15 protein-coding genes and 1 tRNA gene are annotated in these 17,804 nt (G+C 73.2%); 5 read left to right on the top strand and 11 right to left on the bottom strand.

Going from position 1 to position 17,804, the window contains the following annotated elements; translation table 11 throughout:
• Window positions 1-145: 145 nt before the first annotated feature.
• From AC2XR2_RS38230 to AC2XR2_RS38215, 4 genes are read left to right on the top strand one after another with little or no spacing between them, the layout of a single operon-like run.
• Window positions 146-1,936, top strand: coding sequence for a SulP family inorganic anion transporter (locus tag AC2XR2_RS38230; protein WP_491517592.1), 1,791 nt, complete (start codon window positions 146-148; stop codon window positions 1,934-1,936).
• Between the two features lie 5 nt (window positions 1,937-1,941).
• Entirely contained in the window at window positions 1,942-2,802 is an 861-nt protein-coding gene (locus tag AC2XR2_RS38225; RefSeq protein WP_491517591.1) for a hypothetical protein, read from the top strand.
• Complete coding sequence (locus AC2XR2_RS38220) at window positions 2,799-3,329, top strand: RDD family protein (protein ID WP_491517590.1); 531 nt, start codon at window positions 2,799-2,801, stop codon at window positions 3,327-3,329. Before AC2XR2_RS38225 ends, AC2XR2_RS38220 begins: the two co-directional genes overlap by 4 nt.
• A gap of 26 nt (window positions 3,330-3,355) precedes the next feature.
• Window positions 3,356-3,901: a DUF1269 domain-containing protein gene (locus AC2XR2_RS38215; RefSeq protein ID WP_491517589.1), complete on the top strand. Its 546-nt coding sequence runs from the start codon at window positions 3,356-3,358 to the stop codon at window positions 3,899-3,901.
• A gap of 233 nt (window positions 3,902-4,134) precedes the next feature.
• Here AC2XR2_RS38215 and AC2XR2_RS38210 read toward each other — a convergent pair whose 3' ends face one another.
• The 5 genes from AC2XR2_RS38210 to AC2XR2_RS38190 form a co-directional block, all read right to left on the bottom strand.
• Window positions 4,135-5,481: a diacylglycerol/lipid kinase family protein gene (locus AC2XR2_RS38210; RefSeq protein WP_491517588.1), complete on the bottom strand. Its 1,347-nt coding sequence runs from the start codon at window positions 5,479-5,481 to the stop codon at window positions 4,135-4,137.
• Window positions 5,482-5,538: 57 nt separating this feature from the next.
• Window positions 5,539-5,988 (bottom strand): DUF7144 family membrane protein, encoded by a 450-nt coding sequence (locus AC2XR2_RS38205; RefSeq protein WP_381295854.1) that lies wholly within the window; start codon window positions 5,986-5,988, stop codon window positions 5,539-5,541.
• A 27-nt stretch (window positions 5,989-6,015) separates the two neighbouring features.
• Window positions 6,016-6,480, bottom strand: a complete 465-nt coding sequence (locus tag AC2XR2_RS38200; protein ID WP_381295852.1) for an SHOCT domain-containing protein — start codon at window positions 6,478-6,480, stop codon at window positions 6,016-6,018.
• Window positions 6,481-6,651: 171 nt separating this feature from the next.
• Window positions 6,652-8,004, bottom strand: coding sequence for a hypothetical protein (locus AC2XR2_RS38195; protein WP_491517587.1), 1,353 nt, complete (start codon window positions 8,002-8,004; stop codon window positions 6,652-6,654).
• Window positions 8,005-8,276: 272 nt separating this feature from the next.
• The gene (locus AC2XR2_RS38190; RefSeq protein ID WP_330263097.1) at window positions 8,277-8,933 is read right to left on the bottom strand and encodes a DUF308 domain-containing protein; all 657 of its coding nucleotides are present in this window, start codon (window positions 8,931-8,933) and stop codon (window positions 8,277-8,279) included.
• A 339-nt stretch (window positions 8,934-9,272) separates the two neighbouring features.
• Here AC2XR2_RS38190 and AC2XR2_RS38185 point away from each other — a divergent pair, with 339 nt between their 5' ends.
• Window positions 9,273-10,682 (top strand): DUF2252 domain-containing protein, encoded by a 1,410-nt coding sequence (locus tag AC2XR2_RS38185; RefSeq protein ID WP_491517586.1) that lies wholly within the window; start codon window positions 9,273-9,275, stop codon window positions 10,680-10,682.
• Between the two features lie 26 nt (window positions 10,683-10,708).
• On the opposite strand, the gene AC2XR2_RS38180 is transcribed toward AC2XR2_RS38185, so the two are convergent.
• The 6 genes from AC2XR2_RS38180 to AC2XR2_RS38155 form a co-directional block, all read right to left on the bottom strand.
• A complete protein-coding gene (locus tag AC2XR2_RS38180; RefSeq protein ID WP_330263099.1) occupies window positions 10,709-10,906 on the bottom strand; it encodes a DUF8691 family protein in 198 nt (65 codons plus the stop codon).
• Window positions 10,907-11,032: 126 nt separating this feature from the next.
• Complete coding sequence (locus tag AC2XR2_RS38175) at window positions 11,033-11,551, bottom strand: hypothetical protein (RefSeq protein ID WP_381295846.1); 519 nt, start codon at window positions 11,549-11,551, stop codon at window positions 11,033-11,035.
• A gap of 16 nt (window positions 11,552-11,567) precedes the next feature.
• Entirely contained in the window at window positions 11,568-13,196 is a 1,629-nt protein-coding gene (locus tag AC2XR2_RS38170; protein ID WP_491517585.1) for an MFS transporter, read from the bottom strand.
• 130 nt (window positions 13,197-13,326) lie between these two features.
• The gene (locus AC2XR2_RS38165; protein WP_491517584.1) at window positions 13,327-16,008 is read right to left on the bottom strand and encodes a winged helix-turn-helix domain-containing protein; all 2,682 of its coding nucleotides are present in this window, start codon (window positions 16,006-16,008) and stop codon (window positions 13,327-13,329) included.
• A 169-nt stretch (window positions 16,009-16,177) separates the two neighbouring features.
• A tRNA-Pro gene (locus AC2XR2_RS38160) sits at window positions 16,178-16,251 on the bottom strand.
• A gap of 81 nt (window positions 16,252-16,332) precedes the next feature.
• Window positions 16,333-17,760, bottom strand: coding sequence for an MFS transporter (locus AC2XR2_RS38155; RefSeq protein ID WP_449350417.1), 1,428 nt, complete (start codon window positions 17,758-17,760; stop codon window positions 16,333-16,335).
• Between the last annotated feature and the right edge of the window lie 44 nt (window positions 17,761-17,804).

Here is a 17,804-nt window from a genome sequence, read left to right as displayed (position 1 = left end):
CGGGCCGCGGAGGGAAGCGTCCTTCCCGGCCCGCTCGGTCACCCGCGCGGGGTGAAGCCGTGCGGGCGGGAGCGTCGCATCCTTCCAGGACACGGCGTTCCGGGCCCGAGGACCGGTCGGGCCCTGACGAGGTCGGGAAGGGCGGATGGACGGCCATCAGGCGCAGGGACGGTCCACGACCACCGGGCGCGGCGCGCCGGGGGCCCTGGGCCGGCTGCGGGCGGTGCCGGGGGTGCAGGCGCTCTCGGGCTACCGGCGCGAGTGGCTGACCAAGGACGTGGTGGCCGGGATCGCCCTCACCACCCTGCTCGTACCGCAGGGCATGGCGTACGCCGAACTCGCGGGCCTGCCCCCGATCACCGGCCTGTACACGACGATCCTGTGCCTGCTCGGTTACGCGGTGTGCGGCCCGTCCAGGATCCTGGTGCTGGGACCCGACTCCTCGCTGGGCCCGATGATCGCCGCCACGGTGCTCCCCCTCGTCGCGTCGGACGGGGACCCGGAGCGGGCGGTCGCACTGGCGTCGATGCTCGCGCTCATGGTGGCGGGCATCATGATCCTCGCCTCCGTGGCGCGACTCGGTTTCATCGCGGACCTGATCTCCAAGCCGACGATGATCGGTTACATGAACGGCCTGGCCCTGACCATCCTCGTCGGCCAGCTGCCGAAGCTGCTCGGGTTCAAGGTCGACGCCGACAACCTGGTCGGGGAGTGCGCCGGACTGGTGCGGAAGCTGGCCGAGGGGGCGACGGTACCGGCGGCGGCCGCCGTCGGTGTCTCGGGGCTGGTGCTGATCCTGTTCCTGGAACGGCTGCTGCCCAAGGTGCCCGCCGTGCTCGTGATGGTCGCCCTCGCGATCCTGGCGGCCTCGCTCCTCGACCTGGACGAGCACGGCGTCGGTCTGGTCGGGCCGCTGCCGGAGGGCTTCCCGCCGTTCACGCTTCCCGACGTGCGGGCCGACGATCTGGGCCCGCTGTTCGCCGGTGCGCTGGGGATCGCGGTGGTGTCGCTGGCGGACACCATCTCCAACTCGTCGGCGTTCGCGGCCCGCACCGGCCAGGAGGTCCAGGGCAACCGGGAGATGGCGGGGGTGGGGGCGGCGAACCTGGCGGCGGGGCTGTTCCAGGGCTTCCCCGTCAGCGCGAGCGGCTCGCGTACCGCGGTCGCCGAGCGCGCGGGCGCCAGGAGCCAGCTCACCGGCGTGGTCGGGGCCGCCCTGATCGTGCTGATGCTGGTGCTCATGCCCGGTCTGTTCCGCAACCTGCCGCAGCCCGCGCTGGCCGCCGTGGTCATCGCCGCGTCGCTGTCGCTGGCCGACATCCCGGGCGCCGTACGGCTGTGGCGGCAGCGCCGGACCGAATTCCTGCTGTGCGTCGCGGCGTTCGTCGGGGTCGCCCTGCTCGGTGTGCTGCCCGGCATCGCCATCGCGGTGGGTCTCTCCGTCCTCAACGTCTTCCGGCGGGCGTGGTGGCCGTACGACACCGTGCTCGGGCGGGTGCCGGGCCTGGAGGGGTACCACGACATCCGCTCCTATCCGGGCGCGGACAGGCTGCCGGGACTGGTCATCTACCGGTTCGACGCGCCGCTGTTCTTCGCCAACGCCAAGAGTTTCCGGGACGAGGTGCGGCGGCTGGCCGGGGCCGATCCCCGGCCGCGCTGGGTCGTCGTCGCCGCCGAGCCCATGACCGACGTGGACACCACCGCGGCGGACGTCCTGCACGAACTCGACACGGCGCTCAGCGCCCGGCACGTCCGTCTGGTCTTCGCCGAACTCAAGGACCCGGTGCGGCGGAAGATCGAGCGCTACGGCCTCACCCGCACCATCGATCCGGACCGGTTCTTCCCCACGGTGGAGGCCGCCGTCACCGCCTTCAGCCGCAGCACCGGAGCCGAGTGGGCCGTCGGGCCCGTCACCCGGCTCCTCGACGAGAGGTGAGCCGGATGAGCGTCACCGACAGAGGAACGGCCGCCGGGGCGACGAGGCTGGCCGTGGGACTGGTCGATCTCGCCGTGCGGGCCGTCGCGAGCACCGCGGAGGGCGCGGCACAGGTACGGCACCTGGGCTCCCCGGTCGTACCGGACGCGGCCTTCGGTCTCGCCTCGGAGCTCCGGCGCCGGTCGCGGTGGGTCGTGGCGGGGGTCGGTGCCGTGGCCGTGCCCTGCACCCGGGCCGCGGTACGGGCTGTCGTGCCGTCCTTCGCGGCCGACGCCGTGGGCCGGCGGGTGGCGCGCTGGAGTGCCCTCGGCGCGGCGGAGCGGCTGCGGGCCCGCGCCGAGGCGGAAGCGCGCGCCCGGGCGCTGGTGCGTGCGCTGGCCACCGCCGTCCTGGACGAGATCGACGTCGACGCCGTGGCCGACCGCCTCGACGTCGACCGCGTCGCCGCCCGCCTGGACCTGGACGCCGTACTGGCCCGGATCGACCTGGACACGGTCCTCGCCCGCGTCGACCTGGACGGCGTGGTGGCCCGCGTCGACCTGGACTCGGTGCTGGCCCGCGTCGACCTCGACGCCGTACTCGACCGGGTGGACCTCGACGCCCTGCTCGCCCGCGTCGACCCGGACACCGTCCTCGCGCGCGTCGACCTCGTGGCGTACGCCGAGTCGGTGCTCGACGAACTCGACTTGGGCCGGGTGGTCCGGGACACCGGCGGGAGCATCACCGCGGAGACCCTGGACGCGTTCCGTGACCAGAACGCCCGTGCCGACCGGCTGGTGCAGCGGCTCACGGACCGGCTGCTGCACCGGGCGGGTCCTTCCGGGGCGGGCGGGCTCGGGCCGACCGCACCGGTGGAGACGCCGTGACGGCCCCGGCCCGCACCCGTCGCCCGCAGGAGGTCCAGGGCCGTCCGGCGGGGCTGGTGTCGCGGACGGTGGCGGCCGCCGCGGACGTACTCGTCGCGCTGGGGATCCTGCTCACCGTCGAGGCCGGGTACGCGGCCGCACACCGGCTGTTGGCGGGTCCGCCGTTCGCGTTCCCCGATCCCGGGCCCGGCGTCACCGCGGCCCTGGGCTCCGCGACCCTCGTCGGCTACCTCGCCTGCGGATGGTTCTTCGGCGGGCGCACCGCCGGCAACCAGTTGATGGGGCTGCGGGTGACGGACCGTTCGGGGCAGCGCCTCACCGCGGGCATCGCCCTGCTGCGGGCCCTGCTCTGTGTCGCCCTGCCCTGGGGGCTGTTGTGGATCCCGTTCAGCCGGCGCGGGGCGTCGCTCCAGGACGTGGTGACGGGCAGCTCGGTCGTGCACGACTGGTACGGCCGGACGCACGGCCGTCCAGGAGACTCACCTTCCACGGGTGAGGCGCGGGACGCGCGCGGCCGTATGGGATGAACCGGGGCGGAGAAAGGGGAGAGACCATGTCGACTCTCGGACCGGTGCAACTGCTCACCATCGAGTTCGGTCCTGACGCGGCGTTCGAAGGGCGTGTCCTCGAGGAACTGGGCGTGCTCGAGAGCAAGGGGCAGATCCGGGTCCTTGACGTGCTGTTCCTGCAGAAGGAGATCGACGGCGACACCATCGGTCTCAACTACGAGTCGGAGGGCATGGGTGAGACCGTCGAGGCCCTGCTCGGTCTGACCCCGCGCATCCCGGACGCGACCGGCGGCGCGCCGGAGTACGGTCCCGGCACCAAGGCCTTCGGGTTCACCCCGAACGATCTCCGGGCGCTGGCGGAGGAACTCCTGCCGGGCACGGCGGCGGCCTTCGTGCTGCTGGAGCACCTGTGGGCCAAGCCGCTGCGGGAGGCCATCCGGAAGGCCGGTGGTCTGCCGGTCGCGGAAGGCTTCCTGACACCGCGGGCCCTGGCGCCGGTCGCGGCGGAGCTGCTGGCGACGACGCAGACCGTCGACGACCTGACGGCCGCGCAACAGGCCTCCGGGCGCCTGACCGCGCGGACCGCGTGACGTAGTCCGGCAGCGGCCCGTCGCACACGGGTCCGCGGCCACCCCGTCTCTCCGGCCGGGAATGCTTCGTTCCCGGCCGGAGAGCCCGTGTACCCCCGGTCGGAGAGCCGCGTGCTTCCACCTACAGCCGCGTGCAGCACACGCTGTCGGTGGAGTGCGTGCACCTCACCACATCCGGCTTTCGGTGAGCCGCATGCACCCCGCCCGGCCGACGTCACCGTCGCGTCGGGCCCTCAGGCATCCCGCTCGTGAGGAGCCCCCCGCTCGGCCGCCGCGGCACTGCGTCCGCCGCGTGCCAGCCGAGCCACGCGGGGCCAGTCGGCCGGTGCCGCGGTCACCGGTCTGCCGGGGCGACGGCGTGGCACCCGGACCCGCAGGGCGCCCGGCGCGGTGCGGCACACCACGGGGGTCGGCAGCACGACGTGTTCTCCGTCGATGCCGACCGCGATGTCGGCGGTGTCCGCGTCCACGACGACCTCGTCGGCCCGCAGCCGCATGACGGACCCGGAGCGCGCGCCGCGCACCAGCCGGGCCGCCTGGGAGGTGTTCGCCACGCGCACGCCCAGCACCCCGAGCAGCCCCGAGTCGAGCCGTTCCCGGCGCCCGGGACGGGCCGAATCGACCGCCCGCAGATAGGGGTTGTTGCTGACGAGCAGCGCCTGGAGCCCGGCGACATGCGTGGGACCGGCCCGCATCCGCAGGTCCGGCGCGTCCGCTCCGGTGAGCAGGCCGGGAAGGGTCCGCAGGGTCGTGTGCAGTTTGGCGTCGCGGTAGGCGGGATCGGCGACCACGGAGGCGTACGTCCCGAAGGAGGCGTTGTTGACGAACACGCGGTCCGCGGCGAAGCCGAGGTCCACGTGGAGTTCCACGCCGTCGGTGAGGGCTTCGAGGGCCGCCGCCGGGTCCTCGCGGTCGAGGCCGAGGTCGAGGGCGAAGTGGTTGCGGGTCCCCGCGGGGATCACGACGAAGGGCACGTCGTGCCGGGCCGCCACCTCGGCCACCAGGGCCTGGGTGCCGTCACCGCCGGCCACCGCCAGCAGGTCGGCGCCCTCGGCCACGGCCTGCCGGGCGAGGTCCACCACGTCCTGGTGCCCGTCGAGGAGCACGACGCGGGCGCCCGCCGCCCGGGCCTTGTCCACCAGGCCGAAGCGTCCCACCTTGCCGCCGCCGGAGCGCGGGTTCATCACGACCCAGGGAGCGCGCGGCGCCGACGCGGGCCGGAGCGGGGTGCGCGGCGGGGCCAGGGCGGTGCGGGCCGAGGCGACGGCCAGCATCCACAGGGCCAGGGACAGACATGCCGGGCCCAGCATGCCCGACGCGCCGTACAGGGAGAGCACGGTGAGCGGAGCGGTCACCGACAGCACCAGCCCGAGGACGCGCAGGGCACCGGTGTGGGCCAGAGTCCACCACACCCCGACGGCGGCGAGCGCCACCCCGGCGATGCCGAGGAGGGCCCACAGCACACTGCGCAGTCCGGCCACCACTAGCGGCACCAGAACGCTGCAGAGCAGGGCGAGAAGGGCGAGGCGGGCCCGGAGGACGCTGCCGGTGCGTGCACCGGAGCTCTGCTGCCGTCCCATGCCCTCGCCCTCCCTCCCGGTGCCGCCCCCGACACGAACCCCCTGCATGCCGCGTCGTCAGATGTCGCGCCCGGGGCGCTCGAACGGTTCGAAGGAGTCGTCGCGGCGGACCGTGCACAGGGCCCAGATGACGAACCCCGAGATCGCGATCATCACGATCGACCAGGCCGGGTAGTACGGCAGGGAGAGGAAGTTCGCGATGATGATGAGCCCGGCGATGGCGACCCCGGACACCCGGGCCCAGGTGGCCGCGCGGAAGAGCCCGAGGCTCACCAGCACGCCGATCGCGCCCAGCGCGAGATGGATCCAGCCCCAGCTGGTCAGGTCGAACTCGAAGACGTAGTTGCGCGTGGTGACGAAGACGTCGTCCTCGGCGATGGCCATGATGCCCCGGAAGATGTCGAGCACTCCGGCGAGCATCAGCATCACGGCCGCGAAGACCGTCGTGCCGGCGGCCCAGTCCTGCTTGGCCGTGGACTGACGTGCGGTGTGGTGGGTGGCGGTCATCCTGACCCCTCCTTTCGATCGGCCGGCTCAGTGCCGGGAGGTGGCGGCGACGCCCGCGGACGTCCCCGAACCCTGGCCGCTCAGGACGAGGTCCTTCGCCCTGGCGAACTCCTCGTCCGTGATGTCGCCCTTGGCGCGGATCTCCGACAGCCGGGCCAGTTCGTCGACGCTGCTGGTCCCGCCGCCGTCCTTGGCGGTCTCACGGATGTACGAGTCGAAGGCCTGCTGCTGCGCCCGTGCCTGGGCGACCTCACGGCGGCCCATGTTCTTGCCTCGGGCGATGACGTACACGAAGACACCCAGGAAGGGCAGGACGATCGTGAACACCAGCCAGCCGGCCTTGGCCCAGCCGCTCAGGGCGTCGTCCCGGAAGATGTCGACGACGATCCGGAAGAGCAGGACGAACCACATGATCCACAGGAAGAACCACAGCATGGACCAGAAGACGCTCAGCAGCGGATAGTCGTACGCGAGGTACGTGGACGCACTCATGTCACTCTCCTCCGTCCGGGGCCTTCGCCCGGCCGCCTGTCGGTGCCGTCCTCAGCGTGCCCACGGCAAGACGCGGACGGCTTCACCCGGGGCGGGTGAGCGGGATGCCCCGGCAGGGGCCCGCGGCGGCGGCAGGAGGGGGCGCGGTCACGGCCGGGACGGCGGCGCGGCTCACGCCAGCGCGGGTCCCGGTCGGTCGCCGGTGTCCGGCTGCGGTTGTGCGGCGGCCAGTACCGCCGTGATCGCCAGCACCACCAGGACCAGCACCAGGACGAGGGTGACCGCGCCCACGGTGGGGTGGTTCCAGAGGACGAGGGCGAGGGCGCCCGCGCCGATGGTGACCCCGGTGGTCCACTGCCGGTGCGCGGACAGCCAGTGTCCGGTGAGACCGGTGGTCATCCCCGCGCGGCGCAGCGCGCTCCCGGCGCCCACCGCCCCGCGCCCGGCGAGGCCGCGCACACCGCGGGCGGCCCGGCCGGGGCCGTAGAGGTAGGCGGTCAGGGCCGTGAGCAGGCAGACCACGAGAAGGGTGCGGGCGCTCGCGCGCAGGAAGCGGACGAAGGTGTCGAAGACCGCGGCGGCGGCGTCGGGCGGCAGCGTCGCGGACGGCACGGAGTCCAGGTAGACGCGCCGCAGCACGACCAGTGCGACGAGCACCACCACCGCCGTCAGGCCGACGCCGAGCGCGGTGATCATCACCATCACCCGGTGGCCGGGAGCGACCCACACGGCGAGGGCGCCGAGGGCGAGCGTCAGGACGGGCAGCCAGGTGCCGACGACGTCCAGCAGCCGCATCCCGTCCTGGGCCTTGGCGAGTTGTTCGGTACGGAACAGCGTGACGGTGCGGTCGGTGTCCGGGATGGCGGCGGCCTTCTCGAAGCCGGCGTCGACGAGGCGTTGCCGCACCTGGTCGACCACGGCGCCGATGTCCAGCCGCACAGTGTCCCCCTCGGCCCGCACAGCCCCCTCGCGGTCGCCGGTGAGCATGTTCAGCACGGTGGCGTGAGCCCGCCGGTTGGCGCCTTCCCACGCCTGCTGGAAGGCCTCGCCGGTGACCACCCGGGTCACGATGCGGTCCACGACGGAGCGGACGGCGGAGCGCAGCGGGGTGGTGAGGGACCGGGCCCCCTCGACCACCCGGGGCGGTGCCCCGCCGTCGGCCAGTGTCCTGGTGAGCGCGGCCGTGATGGCTGCCACGTCCACCTGGGCCACCACCCGGTCGGTCAACCGGTCGATCACGACGTTCTGCACGGCCGGGTCCGAGGCCAGTGGTGCGACGGTCCGCACATACCGGTCGGTGTCGGAGACCTGGTCGTGCACCCAGGTCGCGACGAGGGCGAGCGGTGCGAGCAGGAGCGTCAGCGCCAGGAGGACCGTGGCACCCGCGTAGCGCAGTCGTCGGTGGCGCAGCTTCGCGGCACGGCGCAGCCGCTGGTACTCGGCGTGTTCGTCGGCGGTCACGGTGTGACCGGTGTCGGTGGGGGTGGCGCCGCCCTGCGCCCCGGGGGTGGAGGCGGGATACATGATGTCTCCGTCGTTGTGAGCCCGGCCGACCGGGCTCGTTCTCAGCCGTCCGCGGGCCTCGGGCATCCACCGCCTCGGGCATCCGCCATCTCAGGCGTCCGCCGCCGCAGGCGTCCGCCGGCCTCGGAGGTCACAGGCCTCGGACGTCCGCGGGCCTCGCACAGGTCACGGCCCTCAGACGTCCGCGGGCCTCGGACGCCGCAGGTCTCGGACGCCGCAAGCCGCAGCCGCTCGCCGGCCTCGGACGTCGCAGACCGCGGACGTCGCGGGCCTTACACGCTCGCCGGCTCGTGGTGCCCGGTGGTGATGCCGGACCGGCGCAGCGCGGCGCGCCAGGCCAGGGCGAGCACCAGCTCGAACAGCCCCAGCAGCACGAGCCACAGGCCGAGCAGCCGGGTCAGCGCGCGGGCCGACTCGGCCGGCAGGGCCAGCACCACGATCCCGGCGACGATGGCGACCACGGCCATGCCCAGCACGAAGGCGCGGTGCGGCAGGTCCTCGGCGGTGATCGCCGTGTAGAGGGTGAGGATCCCGGACACCAGCCAGACGACTCCGACGATCAGGGAGAGCGCGGCGATGGTCTGGAGCGGATTGCGCAGGCAGAGCACGCCGGCGAGGACGTACAGCACGGCCATGAGCAGCCCGATGAGCCGTTCGCCGGGCGCGTGCCAGGCGAAGACGGACACGAACCGGAACGCCCCCGCGACCAGCAGGTACAGGCCGATCAGGACGGCGAGGACGTGCAGCGTCTCCTCCGGCCACACCAGGACGAGGACGCCCGGCACGAGCGTGGCGATCGCGGAACCCAGGATCCAGGTCCAGGAACGGCCGAGCCGCTCCAGTACGTCCGCTCCGCCCACCGGCTGATCGGTCCCGTAGGGGCTGTCCTCCGGTGCGGTACGTGATGCCGGACCTCGCTGCGTGGTCATGGCTGCTCCTCGCCCGGTCGAACGGGTCGTCCGCGCACCGCCCGGGGCGGTGCGCGGTCCCTCACGCGGCCAGCGTCCCGCGTGCCGCGGGCGGCCGGGTCACCCGCCGTGGGTGATCCGGCGGTCCTGCGGGGCCGGTGGGCTGGAACCGAGGCCGTACGCCGGCCCGGCGGCGGCCCGAACGAAGAGGGACGAGATGAGCGCTCCCCCGAGCGCCGGGACGCACCACCCCCGCCCCGGTCCGGCGGGCGATGTCCGAGGCCGTCACCCCCCGCCGTGCGGGTGCGCGGCCCGCCGGTCGTGGTGCGGCTCCTCGTCGTCGATCCAGGAGGTCCAGCCATGACCGCAACCGTCTCCTCCACGGTCCTTCTGTCGCCCGCGGAACGGGCGGCGATCGGCAAGAACGCCCGTGCCCGCGCGTCCCGTTCGAGCCACGGCTTCCTCGATGCGGGCCCGGAGCGGTTCGACCCCGTCGAGGTGATAGAGCGTCAGTCGGCCACCCGGGTACCCGAGTTGGTGCCGATCCGCTACGGCCGCATGCTCGAGTCGCCGTTCCGTTTCTACCGCGGCGCGGCCGCGATCATGGCGGCGGACCTGGGGGCGGCCCCGGACACGGGACTGCGGGTGCAGTTGTGCGGAGACGCGCATCTGCTGAACTTCCGGCTGCTGGCCTCGCCGGAGCGTCATCTGGTCTTCGACATCAACGACTTCGACGAGACGCTGCCCGGCCCCTTCGAATGGGACGTCAAGCGCCTGGCCACCAGCTTCGCCATCGCGGGGCGCGCCAACGGCTTCTCCCTCAGGGAGCAGAACACCATCGTGCGCACCTGTGTCCGGGCCTACCGGAAACGGATGCGTGACCTCGCGGGCATGCGCACCCTGGACATCTGGTACGCCCAGGACGACGTCGAGCACCTCCGCGCGCTGCTCGCCTCCTCGATGGACAAGAAGACCAGGCGCCGTACCACCCGGGCCACCGAGCAGGCCCGGACCCGCACCCATCTCCAGGCCTTCGCGAAGCTCACGCGCAGCACGCCCGAGGGGCGCCGGATCACCGCCGACCCGCCGCTGATCACCCCGCTGAGGGATCTGCTGGCCGACGCGGCGGACAACCAGCAGGAGAAGGAGCTCCAGACCGTCCTGGAGGAGTACACGCTCACCCTGCCGTCCGAGCGCCGGCACCTGCTGCACCACTTCCGTCTGGTGGACATGGCCCGCAAGGTGGTGGGCGTGGGCAGTGTCGGCACCCGCTGCTGGATCCTGCTGCTGCTCGGCCGGGACGACGACGATCCGCTGCTCCTCCAGGCCAAGGAGGCCCAGGAGTCGGTGCTGGCCGCACAGACCGGCGCCGACCGCTTCGACAACCAGGGCCGCCGGGTCGTCACCGGCCAGCGCCTGATCCAGACGACCAGCGACATCTTCCTGGGCTGGACGCACGTGGTGGGCATCGACGGCCACGAACGCGACTTCTACGTACGGCAGTTGCGGGACTGGAAGGGCATCGTGCACCCGGAGACCATGGACCCCGGCCTGCTCGGGCTGTTCGCGCGGCTGTGCGGTGCCTCGCTGGCCCGGGCGCACGCCCGTTCCGGTGATCCGATCGCCATCGCCGCCTACCTGGGCTCCGGCGACCGCTTCGACCAGGCGCTCACCGGATACGCCCAGTCCTACGCCGACCGGAACGAGCAGGACTTCGAGGCACTGGCCGCCGCCGTGCGCTCCGGCCGGGTCACCGCGGAGAGCCTCTGAGCGCCGGGGCCGGGGCCTGCGCGCGGTCACTCCGGCATCCGCCGCATCTCCACCACGTGCAGGCCCAGCGACTGGCAGCGGGCCAGCAGGCCGAACAGGTGCGCCTCGTCCACCACGGAGCCGAACAGGACGGTCTGTCCGGACATGACCACGCGTTCCAGCTCGGGAAATGCTTCGGCCAGTGTGTCCGACATGTGTCCGTCGACTCGGATCTCGTAGCGCATGGGCTCTGCTCCCCGCGGGCGACCGGGAGGGCGTTCGGTGCCCTGTTCTGCGATGGTCCCCTCGCCCGGCACCTCCCGGCCTCACCCGGCACAGGTGATCCGCCGGCGGCTCTCGGACGAGCGGGTTCAGTGTTTCAGGAACACCTTGAAGGAGATGATCAGCAGGCCGATCAGGAGGTTGACCGAGGCGGTGGCGGCCACCAGGCGCCAGGAGGCACCGGCCCGGCGGGCAGCGGCCATGGACCAGCCCACCTGCCCGGCCACCGCGACGGAGAGGGCCAGCCAGAGGGCGCCCTGCACCCCGAGGCCCAGCAGTGGACTGACCGCCACCGCCACGGCCGGCGGCACGGCGGCCTTGACGATCGGCCACTCCTCCCGGCAGGCGTGGAACACGACCTGGCGGTCGAGGCGCTGCTGCGCGAGACGTGACCCGAACAGCTGGGCGTGCACATGCGCGATCCAGAACGCCACCCCCGTGAGCAGCAACAGCACCACCAGCTCGATGCGCGGGAACGAGCCGAGGGTGCCGGCGCCGATCACCACGGAGGCCGCGAGCATGGATCCGTAGACGCCGCCGGTGTAGTCGCCGCGGGCCCGGCGACCGGTACCGGCCCCGCGGACCGTGCTGTGGTCGGTGGTGGACATCGGTGCTCCCTGCGGGTCAGCGCGCCGGTCCGGCCGAGGGGGCCGGCGCGGCCGTCTTCGGGGCCGCGTTACGGCTCTTCCGGCCGGCCGGGAGGTTCGGTGTGACGAGGAGGCTGGCCAGCGTGATGCCGCCGGTGGCGAGGATCGCCGCCTTGAGGCCGTCGAGCTGCGCGGAGGCGTAGGAGTCGGCGACGGCGTCGACCTCGGAGGGCGGCAGTCCGGCGTCCGCGGCCGCCGAGCGCACCTGGTCGGTGGTGACGAAGGAGATCCCCGACTCGAGGGCGATACCGGTCTGGGTACGGGCCTCTCGGGAGAGCCGCGGATCGTCCTCGACCTGCGAGGTGAAGGCGTGCGCCAGCGAACCGAGGAGGATCGACCCGATGAGGGCCGTGCCCAGCGCGGAGCCCAGGTTCTGCGCCGTGAACTGGAGCCCGCCGACCTCGCTGCGCTCCTCCTCACCGACGCTGGACTGGACGACGTTGCCCAGCTGCGAGGCGAGCAGTCCGGTGCCCACGCCCACCAGGGCCATGGCTCCGGCGAACTGCGCGTCGTCGATGACCGGGTCGATGGTGGCCAGCAGCCACACGACGGCGACCGCCAGGGTGACGAGGGCGAGCCGGACCATCCGGCGCGGTCCGACCGCCCGCCCCAGCGAGGAGGCCAGCATGGAGGCGGCGAGCATGGTGATCGACACCGGGAGCAGCCGCAGCCCGGTCTCGAACGCGTCGAAGCCCTGGACCACCTGCAGGTAGAGCGGGATGACGAAGAACAGTCCCAGCAGGATGAGGTTCTGGCTCAGCAGGGCCATCAGACCGGAGCGCAGCGCCGGCCGGCCCAGCAGGGGCAGATGGACGAGGGGGTCGGTGCCCCGTTCGGCCCTCCGTCGCTCCCAGCGGACGAAGAGGGCGAGGACGGCCGCTCCGGCCCCGACGACGAACAGCGTCGGGGAGAATCCGAGGACGGTGAAGGGCGGGTTGCGGGGCGAGACCCAGCCCCAGGTGCTGCTCTGGAGCACCCCGAGCACGCCCAGCCCCAGCCCGGCGGCCGACAGCACGGCGCCGATCCCGTCGAGGCGGGGGCGGGTCCCGGTGCGGGCCGGTTCGGTGATCATCCGGCGGCAGCACAGCACGGCCAGGACGACGACGACCTCGCCGACGAACACCAGCCGCCAGGTGAGGTAGGTGGTCACCCAGCCGCCGAGCAGCGGCCCGACCGCGATCCCCGCGCCGGCGAGGCCGCCGATGACGCCGTAGGCGACGGCCCGGTCCGGTCCGCGGTAGGACTCCGCGACGAGGGCCGCCATGGCCGGCAGCACCATGGCGGCGCCGAGCCCCTCGATGACCGACCAGCCCAGGGCGAGGACCCACACGGTGGGGGCCAGCGCGGTCAGGGCCGATCCCACGGCGTACACGACGAGTCCGAGGAAGAAGAGCCGGCGGCGGCCCAGGATGTCGCCGAGCCTGCCGCCGATGATCATGAACGCGGCCATGACCAGCGCGTACAGGGTGATGACGGCCTGGATGGTGGTGACCTCGGTGTCGAAGTCCTCGACCAGTTGGCTGATCGAGACGTTCATGACCGAGGTGTCCAGGACCATCAGGAACTGAGCCGTCCCCAGGACGATCAGAGCGCGCCAGCGTCTCACGGTCAACACCTCGCCAGGTCGGTTCGCGGCGGCGGTGCGGGCGGCCGCCCCCTCCATCGCAGCGGAAGGGGCGGCCCGGCGCCTCACCCGTCGCGGGCGACCCGCGGTGTCCTCACAGGAATCACAGGAGTCACAGGAGCCGCAGGTCCCGTGCGCGCCGTACGGCCTCGCTGCGGCGGTTCACCGCCAGCTTCCGGTACAGGCTCTTGAGGTGGGTCTTCACCGTGTTCACCGACAGGTACAGGTCCGCGGCGATCTCCTGCGTCGACATCATCTGGGCCAGCCGTCGCAGGACGTCGCGCTCGCGCTCGCTCAGCTCCTGCACGACGACGGGCGCGGGGGGCGGGGCTCCGGCCGGTCCGCCGGCGGCCGCGGGGTCGGGCAGGAGCCATCCGTCGGCCAGCACCCGCAGCGACGGCGTGGCCAGCAGTGGCCTGATCCACCGCCCGGCGTCCAGGAAGGGGCGCCGCAGCCGTTCGCGCCGGGCGGCGAGCAGGGCCTGCGCGACGAACCGGCGGGCCGTGTCGGCGTCACCCGCCGCTTCGGCGGCCTGCGCTCTCACCAGTGCCGCCCGGACGGTCACCGCGGGCCCGGGCCGGCTCCCGGCGGGCACGCTGTCGAGAAGGTCGATCGCGGCGCCCGGTCGTCCGGCGGCGAGCTGGATGCGTGCGGCCTCCACCGCCCACGCCGGCTGGTCGTCCGGCAGGTTCCGCAGCACCTCGGCTGCCGTCTCGGCGCGCCCTTCGGCCAGGTGGACGATGGAGGCGACCACCCGCTCCAGGCTCTCCGCCCACGGTGAGGCGACGGCGGTGGACAGGGCCGGGGCCGCCGACTCCATGGCCGCCCGCCCGTTGCCCCGCGCCAGCTGGAGCCGGGCCGCGGCGATGGCCCGCCCGGCGGCCTTCACCGGGTCCTGGGTCTCGTGGCCGAGCTCGTCGGCCTCGTCGAGGAGAGCCTGGGCCCGGCCCAGCTCGTTGCGGTCGACCGCCACGGCGGCCAGCACCAGCCGCTCGATGCCGGAGCCCGAGGGCTGGGGCAGGCTGAACCGCTCCGTCTCCGTCATCGCCGCCAGGGCCTTGTGCTCGGCCCGGCCGGGCCATCCGTTCAGATAGTCGATCAGCGCCAGGTGGCCCATCGACTCCTCCCGGGGCAGCACCGTCAGGGCCCCGCCGGGACAGTCGGCCGCCTCGGTCAGGGCGGCGCGGGCGTCCTCGTAGCGTCCGGCCCACAGACGCGTGGAGCCCAGGTGCGTGAGCAGCAGGGCGGGCAGCTCGGGGTGCTTGTCCAGGAGGTGCGCGGGGACCTCCGGCCGCACCTCGTCCGCGGTCTCGGCGGCCTGCTCGGCGCGGGCCGGGGAGCCGGTCAGTCTGGCGGCCACCGTCTCCAGGAGCGCCCAGCTCAGCTGGGCCGCCGCCGGGTCGCCCTCCTCGACGGCCAGCCGCGCCTCGGCGTGGTGCAGGTGGGCCATGCCCCGGTCGAGGTCGCTCTGCGCCAGGTCGCGAGCCGCCCGGACGAGTTCCGTGGCGGGACCCGTGGACTCGGGGCCCATCCCGGAGAACAGCTCGTTGAGGTCGTCGGAGCGCAGGCCAGTGAAGAACTGCCCTATCGCCAGGTCGTCGACGAGAGCGCCGGCGGTGAAGTCCCAGTCGGCGGCGGCGGCACCGTGGGCGAGCGCCTCCGGGAGGGTGCCGCGGCGCCGCAGCCACTGGGCCGCGGAGAGGTGCAGATCGGGTTCCAGGCCGGGGCTGCGGACCCGCAGGTGGGTCTGGAGTATCTCCCCGAACAGCGGGTGCAGGCGGTACCAGCCCTGGCCCAACTGTTCGACGAAGGCGTTGTCGCGGTACAGCTCGGCGAGGATGCGGTCCGCGTCGGTCCGGTGGGTCAGTTCATTCACCAGGTCGGGGCAGAAGCGGTCCAGCACACTCACGCGCAGCAGGAGGTCCTGCGTCTCCCCCGGCTGGCGGCTGAGCACCTCCGCCAGCAGGAAGTCGGCGACCGTGCTGCGGTCGGCCTCGAACTCCTTGAGATACGTCTGCGGGTCCGGGCTCTGCTGCGCCGCCAGGGCGCACAGCCGCAGGCCGGCGGCCCAGCCGCGGGTGCGCTCCACCAGGGCGCGTACGGCGTCCGCGGGCAGGCGCAGCCCGTGCAGTTCCAGCAGTGTCGCCGCCTCCTGCGGGGTGAAGGCGAGCTCGGCGTCGCGGACCTCCGTGAGGGCTCCGGCCGCCCGGTAGCGGTGCAGGGAGAACATCGGCTCGTTGCGGGTGACGAGGACCAGCCGCAGTCCGGCGCCGGAGTGCTGGAGCACGAATTCCAGCTGCTCCGCCACCTGTGAGGCGCTCACCCGGTCGAACTCGTCGAGCACCACCAGCGGGGCCGGGTCGCGTCCGACCAGGTCCTCGGCGATCTCCGAGAGCACCTTGTGGCTCACCCGGCTCGGGTCCGCCGGGCAGTGGACCCGGTCGGACAGCGGGGTGCCGGAGGCGCGCATCGCCTGGAGGAAGTACGCCCAGAACATGCCGGGCCGCTGTTCCTCCGCCTCGACGGTGAGCCAGGTGACGGGCTGGTCCAGACCCGCGGTCCAGTCGGCGACGAGAGCGGTCTTCCCCGCGCCGGCGGAGCCGTTGACCATGGTCAGAGGGGTCCGCAGGGCCTGGTCGAGGTGCCGGGTGAGGCGTGTGCGCTCAAGGAACACGGCGGGCCGGGACGGCACGGCGAACCGTGTGCGCAGAAATGGGCCACCGAGCGGATCGACACGGCCTTCGGCCGGAACCGCAATGTTCCTGTCACCTTCAGCCACGGTGCTCACCACCACGCGTCGTCAGGTCATGGGCAGCGCTCCCCTTCGCTCAGCTTCTCACCCTTCCGGGGGACGCACCCGGCGAACAGGGCCCCACTGGTCCCATCAAGGGGCCGGTCGGCCCTGCGAAAGGACCACGAAAAAGGGCCCCGCGGGCTGTTGCCCGCGAAGGCCCTTCGTGCCGTCGGGACGACAGGATTTGAACCTGCGACCCCTTGACCCCCAGTCAAGTGCGCTACCAAGCTGCGCCACGTCCCGGCCGCGTCTCCCACGGGTGTTCCGTGTGATCGCGCGGGTAAACCCTACCCCACGCACGCGCCGGGCCTGCTGGGCGGAACGTCAGCCCCGGGCGGTGACCGGCTCGCGGACCTCGGTGCCGTCCGTGACGACCCGGCGCGTGGCCCGCCGTACCGGAACGAGCAGGGCGGCCAGCGCCGCCGCCAGGCACAGCACGGCCAGCAGGGTGAAGCCGTGGGTGTACCCGGACTCGTACGGCAGGCCCGAGGGCTGGAGCCGGCCGGTGACCAGGACGCTGGTGACGGCCGCGCCGACGGAGCCGCCGATGGTGCGGATGTTGGCGTTCATGCCGGTCGCGGCGCCGGTCTGGTCGGCCGGGACGCTGCCCACGATCAGGTTGGCCATGGAGGCGAAGGCGAGTCCGATTCCGAGGCCGAACAGGCCCGCGACGACGGCGATCTGCCACTGCTCGTCGTGCCACAGGGCGAGGAAGCCGCACGCCACCGCGCCCAGCGCGGCGCCGGTCACCAGCAGGGCCTTGGCGCCGACGACCGGCTCCAGCCGACCGCTGAGCACACCGGAGAGGAACATCGCGACCAGCATCGGCAGCATGAGCAGTCCGGCCGCGGTGACGCTCGCGCCGAAGCCGTATCCGGCCTCGGACGGCGTCTGCACGAAGCCCGGCAGGAAGGACCAGATCGAGTACATCCCGGCGCCGAAGAGCAGGGCCGCGGTGTTGGTGGTCCACACGGCAGGGAGCCTCATGACCCGCAGGTCGATCAGCGGGGTGCGGGAGCGGGCCTCGGAGTACAGCCACAGCGCGAACAGCGCGACGGCGGCACCGAACAGACCGAGCACCCGGGCCGAGCCCCAGCCCCACCGGGCCGCCTGGCTGAGCGGCAGCAGCAGCGCGACCAGCCACGCGGACAGCAGCACGGCACCGAGCCAGTTGACGTTCCCCCGCGCCCTGTGGGGCGACTCGGGGACATACCGTACGGCGATGAGGGTGGCGGCGATCACGATGGCGACCGGGATCCAGAACAGCCAGCGGTAGTCGAGCGCGGTCACGATGGGACCGGCGGCGACCATGCCGACGCCACCGCCGGCGGCGATCACGGCGGACAGGTTGCTGATGGAGCCGCTGACCTCGGACGCGGCGAACTCGTCCCGGATGATGCCGAAGGAGAGCGGGAACAGGGCGCCGCCGACGCCCTGGACGACCCGGGCGACGATCAGGACGCCGATGCTCGGGGCGAGCGCGGCGAGCAGACAGCCGACGGCCACGGTCACCAGGACGGCGACGAGCGTGCGCTTCTTGCCGATCAGGTCGCCGACGCGGCCGAGGATCGGCGTGAAGATCGAGGCGGACAGCAGATACGCGGTCATCACCCAGGTCACGGTGGACTGCGAGGTGTGCAGGGCGTGCTGGACGGTCGGCAGGGCCGGCGCGATCAGCGACTGGAGCATGGAGAACACGCCTGCACCGGCCGCGAGGACCGCGAAGGTGAGGCGGGTGGACGAGCGGGGCATGAAGAGCCTCTCCGAGCGAACGGGGTGCGGCCGGAGCCTCGTGG

The sequence above is a fragment of the Streptomyces sp. LS-MS-L19 genome (genome assembly GCF_058382285.1).
The sequence above is the reverse complement of the archived record's forward strand: the minus strand, read 5'-3'. Positions and strand labels throughout refer to the sequence as shown.

What these genes read in the sequence shown, in the direction of transcription:
- AC2XR2_RS38175 (WP_381295846.1), bottom strand. Translation starts at nt 11,551, where the DNA reads ATGTCCACCACCGACCACAGCACGGTCCGCGGGGCCGGTACCGGTCGC.
- AC2XR2_RS38190 (WP_330263097.1), bottom strand. Translation starts at nt 8,933, where the DNA reads ATGACCACGCAGCGAGGTCCGGCATCACGTACCGCACCGGAGGACAGC.
- AC2XR2_RS38155 (WP_449350417.1), bottom strand. Translation starts at nt 17,760, where the DNA reads ATGCCCCGCTCGTCCACCCGCCTCACCTTCGCGGTCCTCGCGGCCGGT.
- AC2XR2_RS38180 (WP_330263099.1), bottom strand. Translation starts at nt 10,906, where the DNA reads ATGCGCTACGAGATCCGAGTCGACGGACACATGTCGGACACACTGGCC.
- AC2XR2_RS38210 (WP_491517588.1), bottom strand. Translation starts at nt 5,481, where the DNA reads ATGGGACGGCAGCAGAGCTCCGGTGCACGCACCGGCAGCGTCCTCCGG.
- AC2XR2_RS38185 (WP_491517586.1), top strand. Translation starts at nt 9,273, where the DNA reads ATGACCGCAACCGTCTCCTCCACGGTCCTTCTGTCGCCCGCGGAACGG.
- AC2XR2_RS38200 (WP_381295852.1), bottom strand. Translation starts at nt 6,480, where the DNA reads ATGAGTGCGTCCACGTACCTCGCGTACGACTATCCGCTGCTGAGCGTC.
- AC2XR2_RS38195 (WP_491517587.1), bottom strand. Translation starts at nt 8,004, where the DNA reads ATGTATCCCGCCTCCACCCCCGGGGCGCAGGGCGGCGCCACCCCCACC.
- AC2XR2_RS38230 (WP_491517592.1), top strand. Translation starts at nt 146, where the DNA reads ATGGACGGCCATCAGGCGCAGGGACGGTCCACGACCACCGGGCGCGGC.
- AC2XR2_RS38205 (WP_381295854.1), bottom strand. Translation starts at nt 5,988, where the DNA reads ATGACCGCCACCCACCACACCGCACGTCAGTCCACGGCCAAGCAGGAC.
- AC2XR2_RS38225 (WP_491517591.1), top strand. Translation starts at nt 1,942, where the DNA reads ATGAGCGTCACCGACAGAGGAACGGCCGCCGGGGCGACGAGGCTGGCC.
- AC2XR2_RS38215 (WP_491517589.1), top strand. Translation starts at nt 3,356, where the DNA reads ATGTCGACTCTCGGACCGGTGCAACTGCTCACCATCGAGTTCGGTCCT.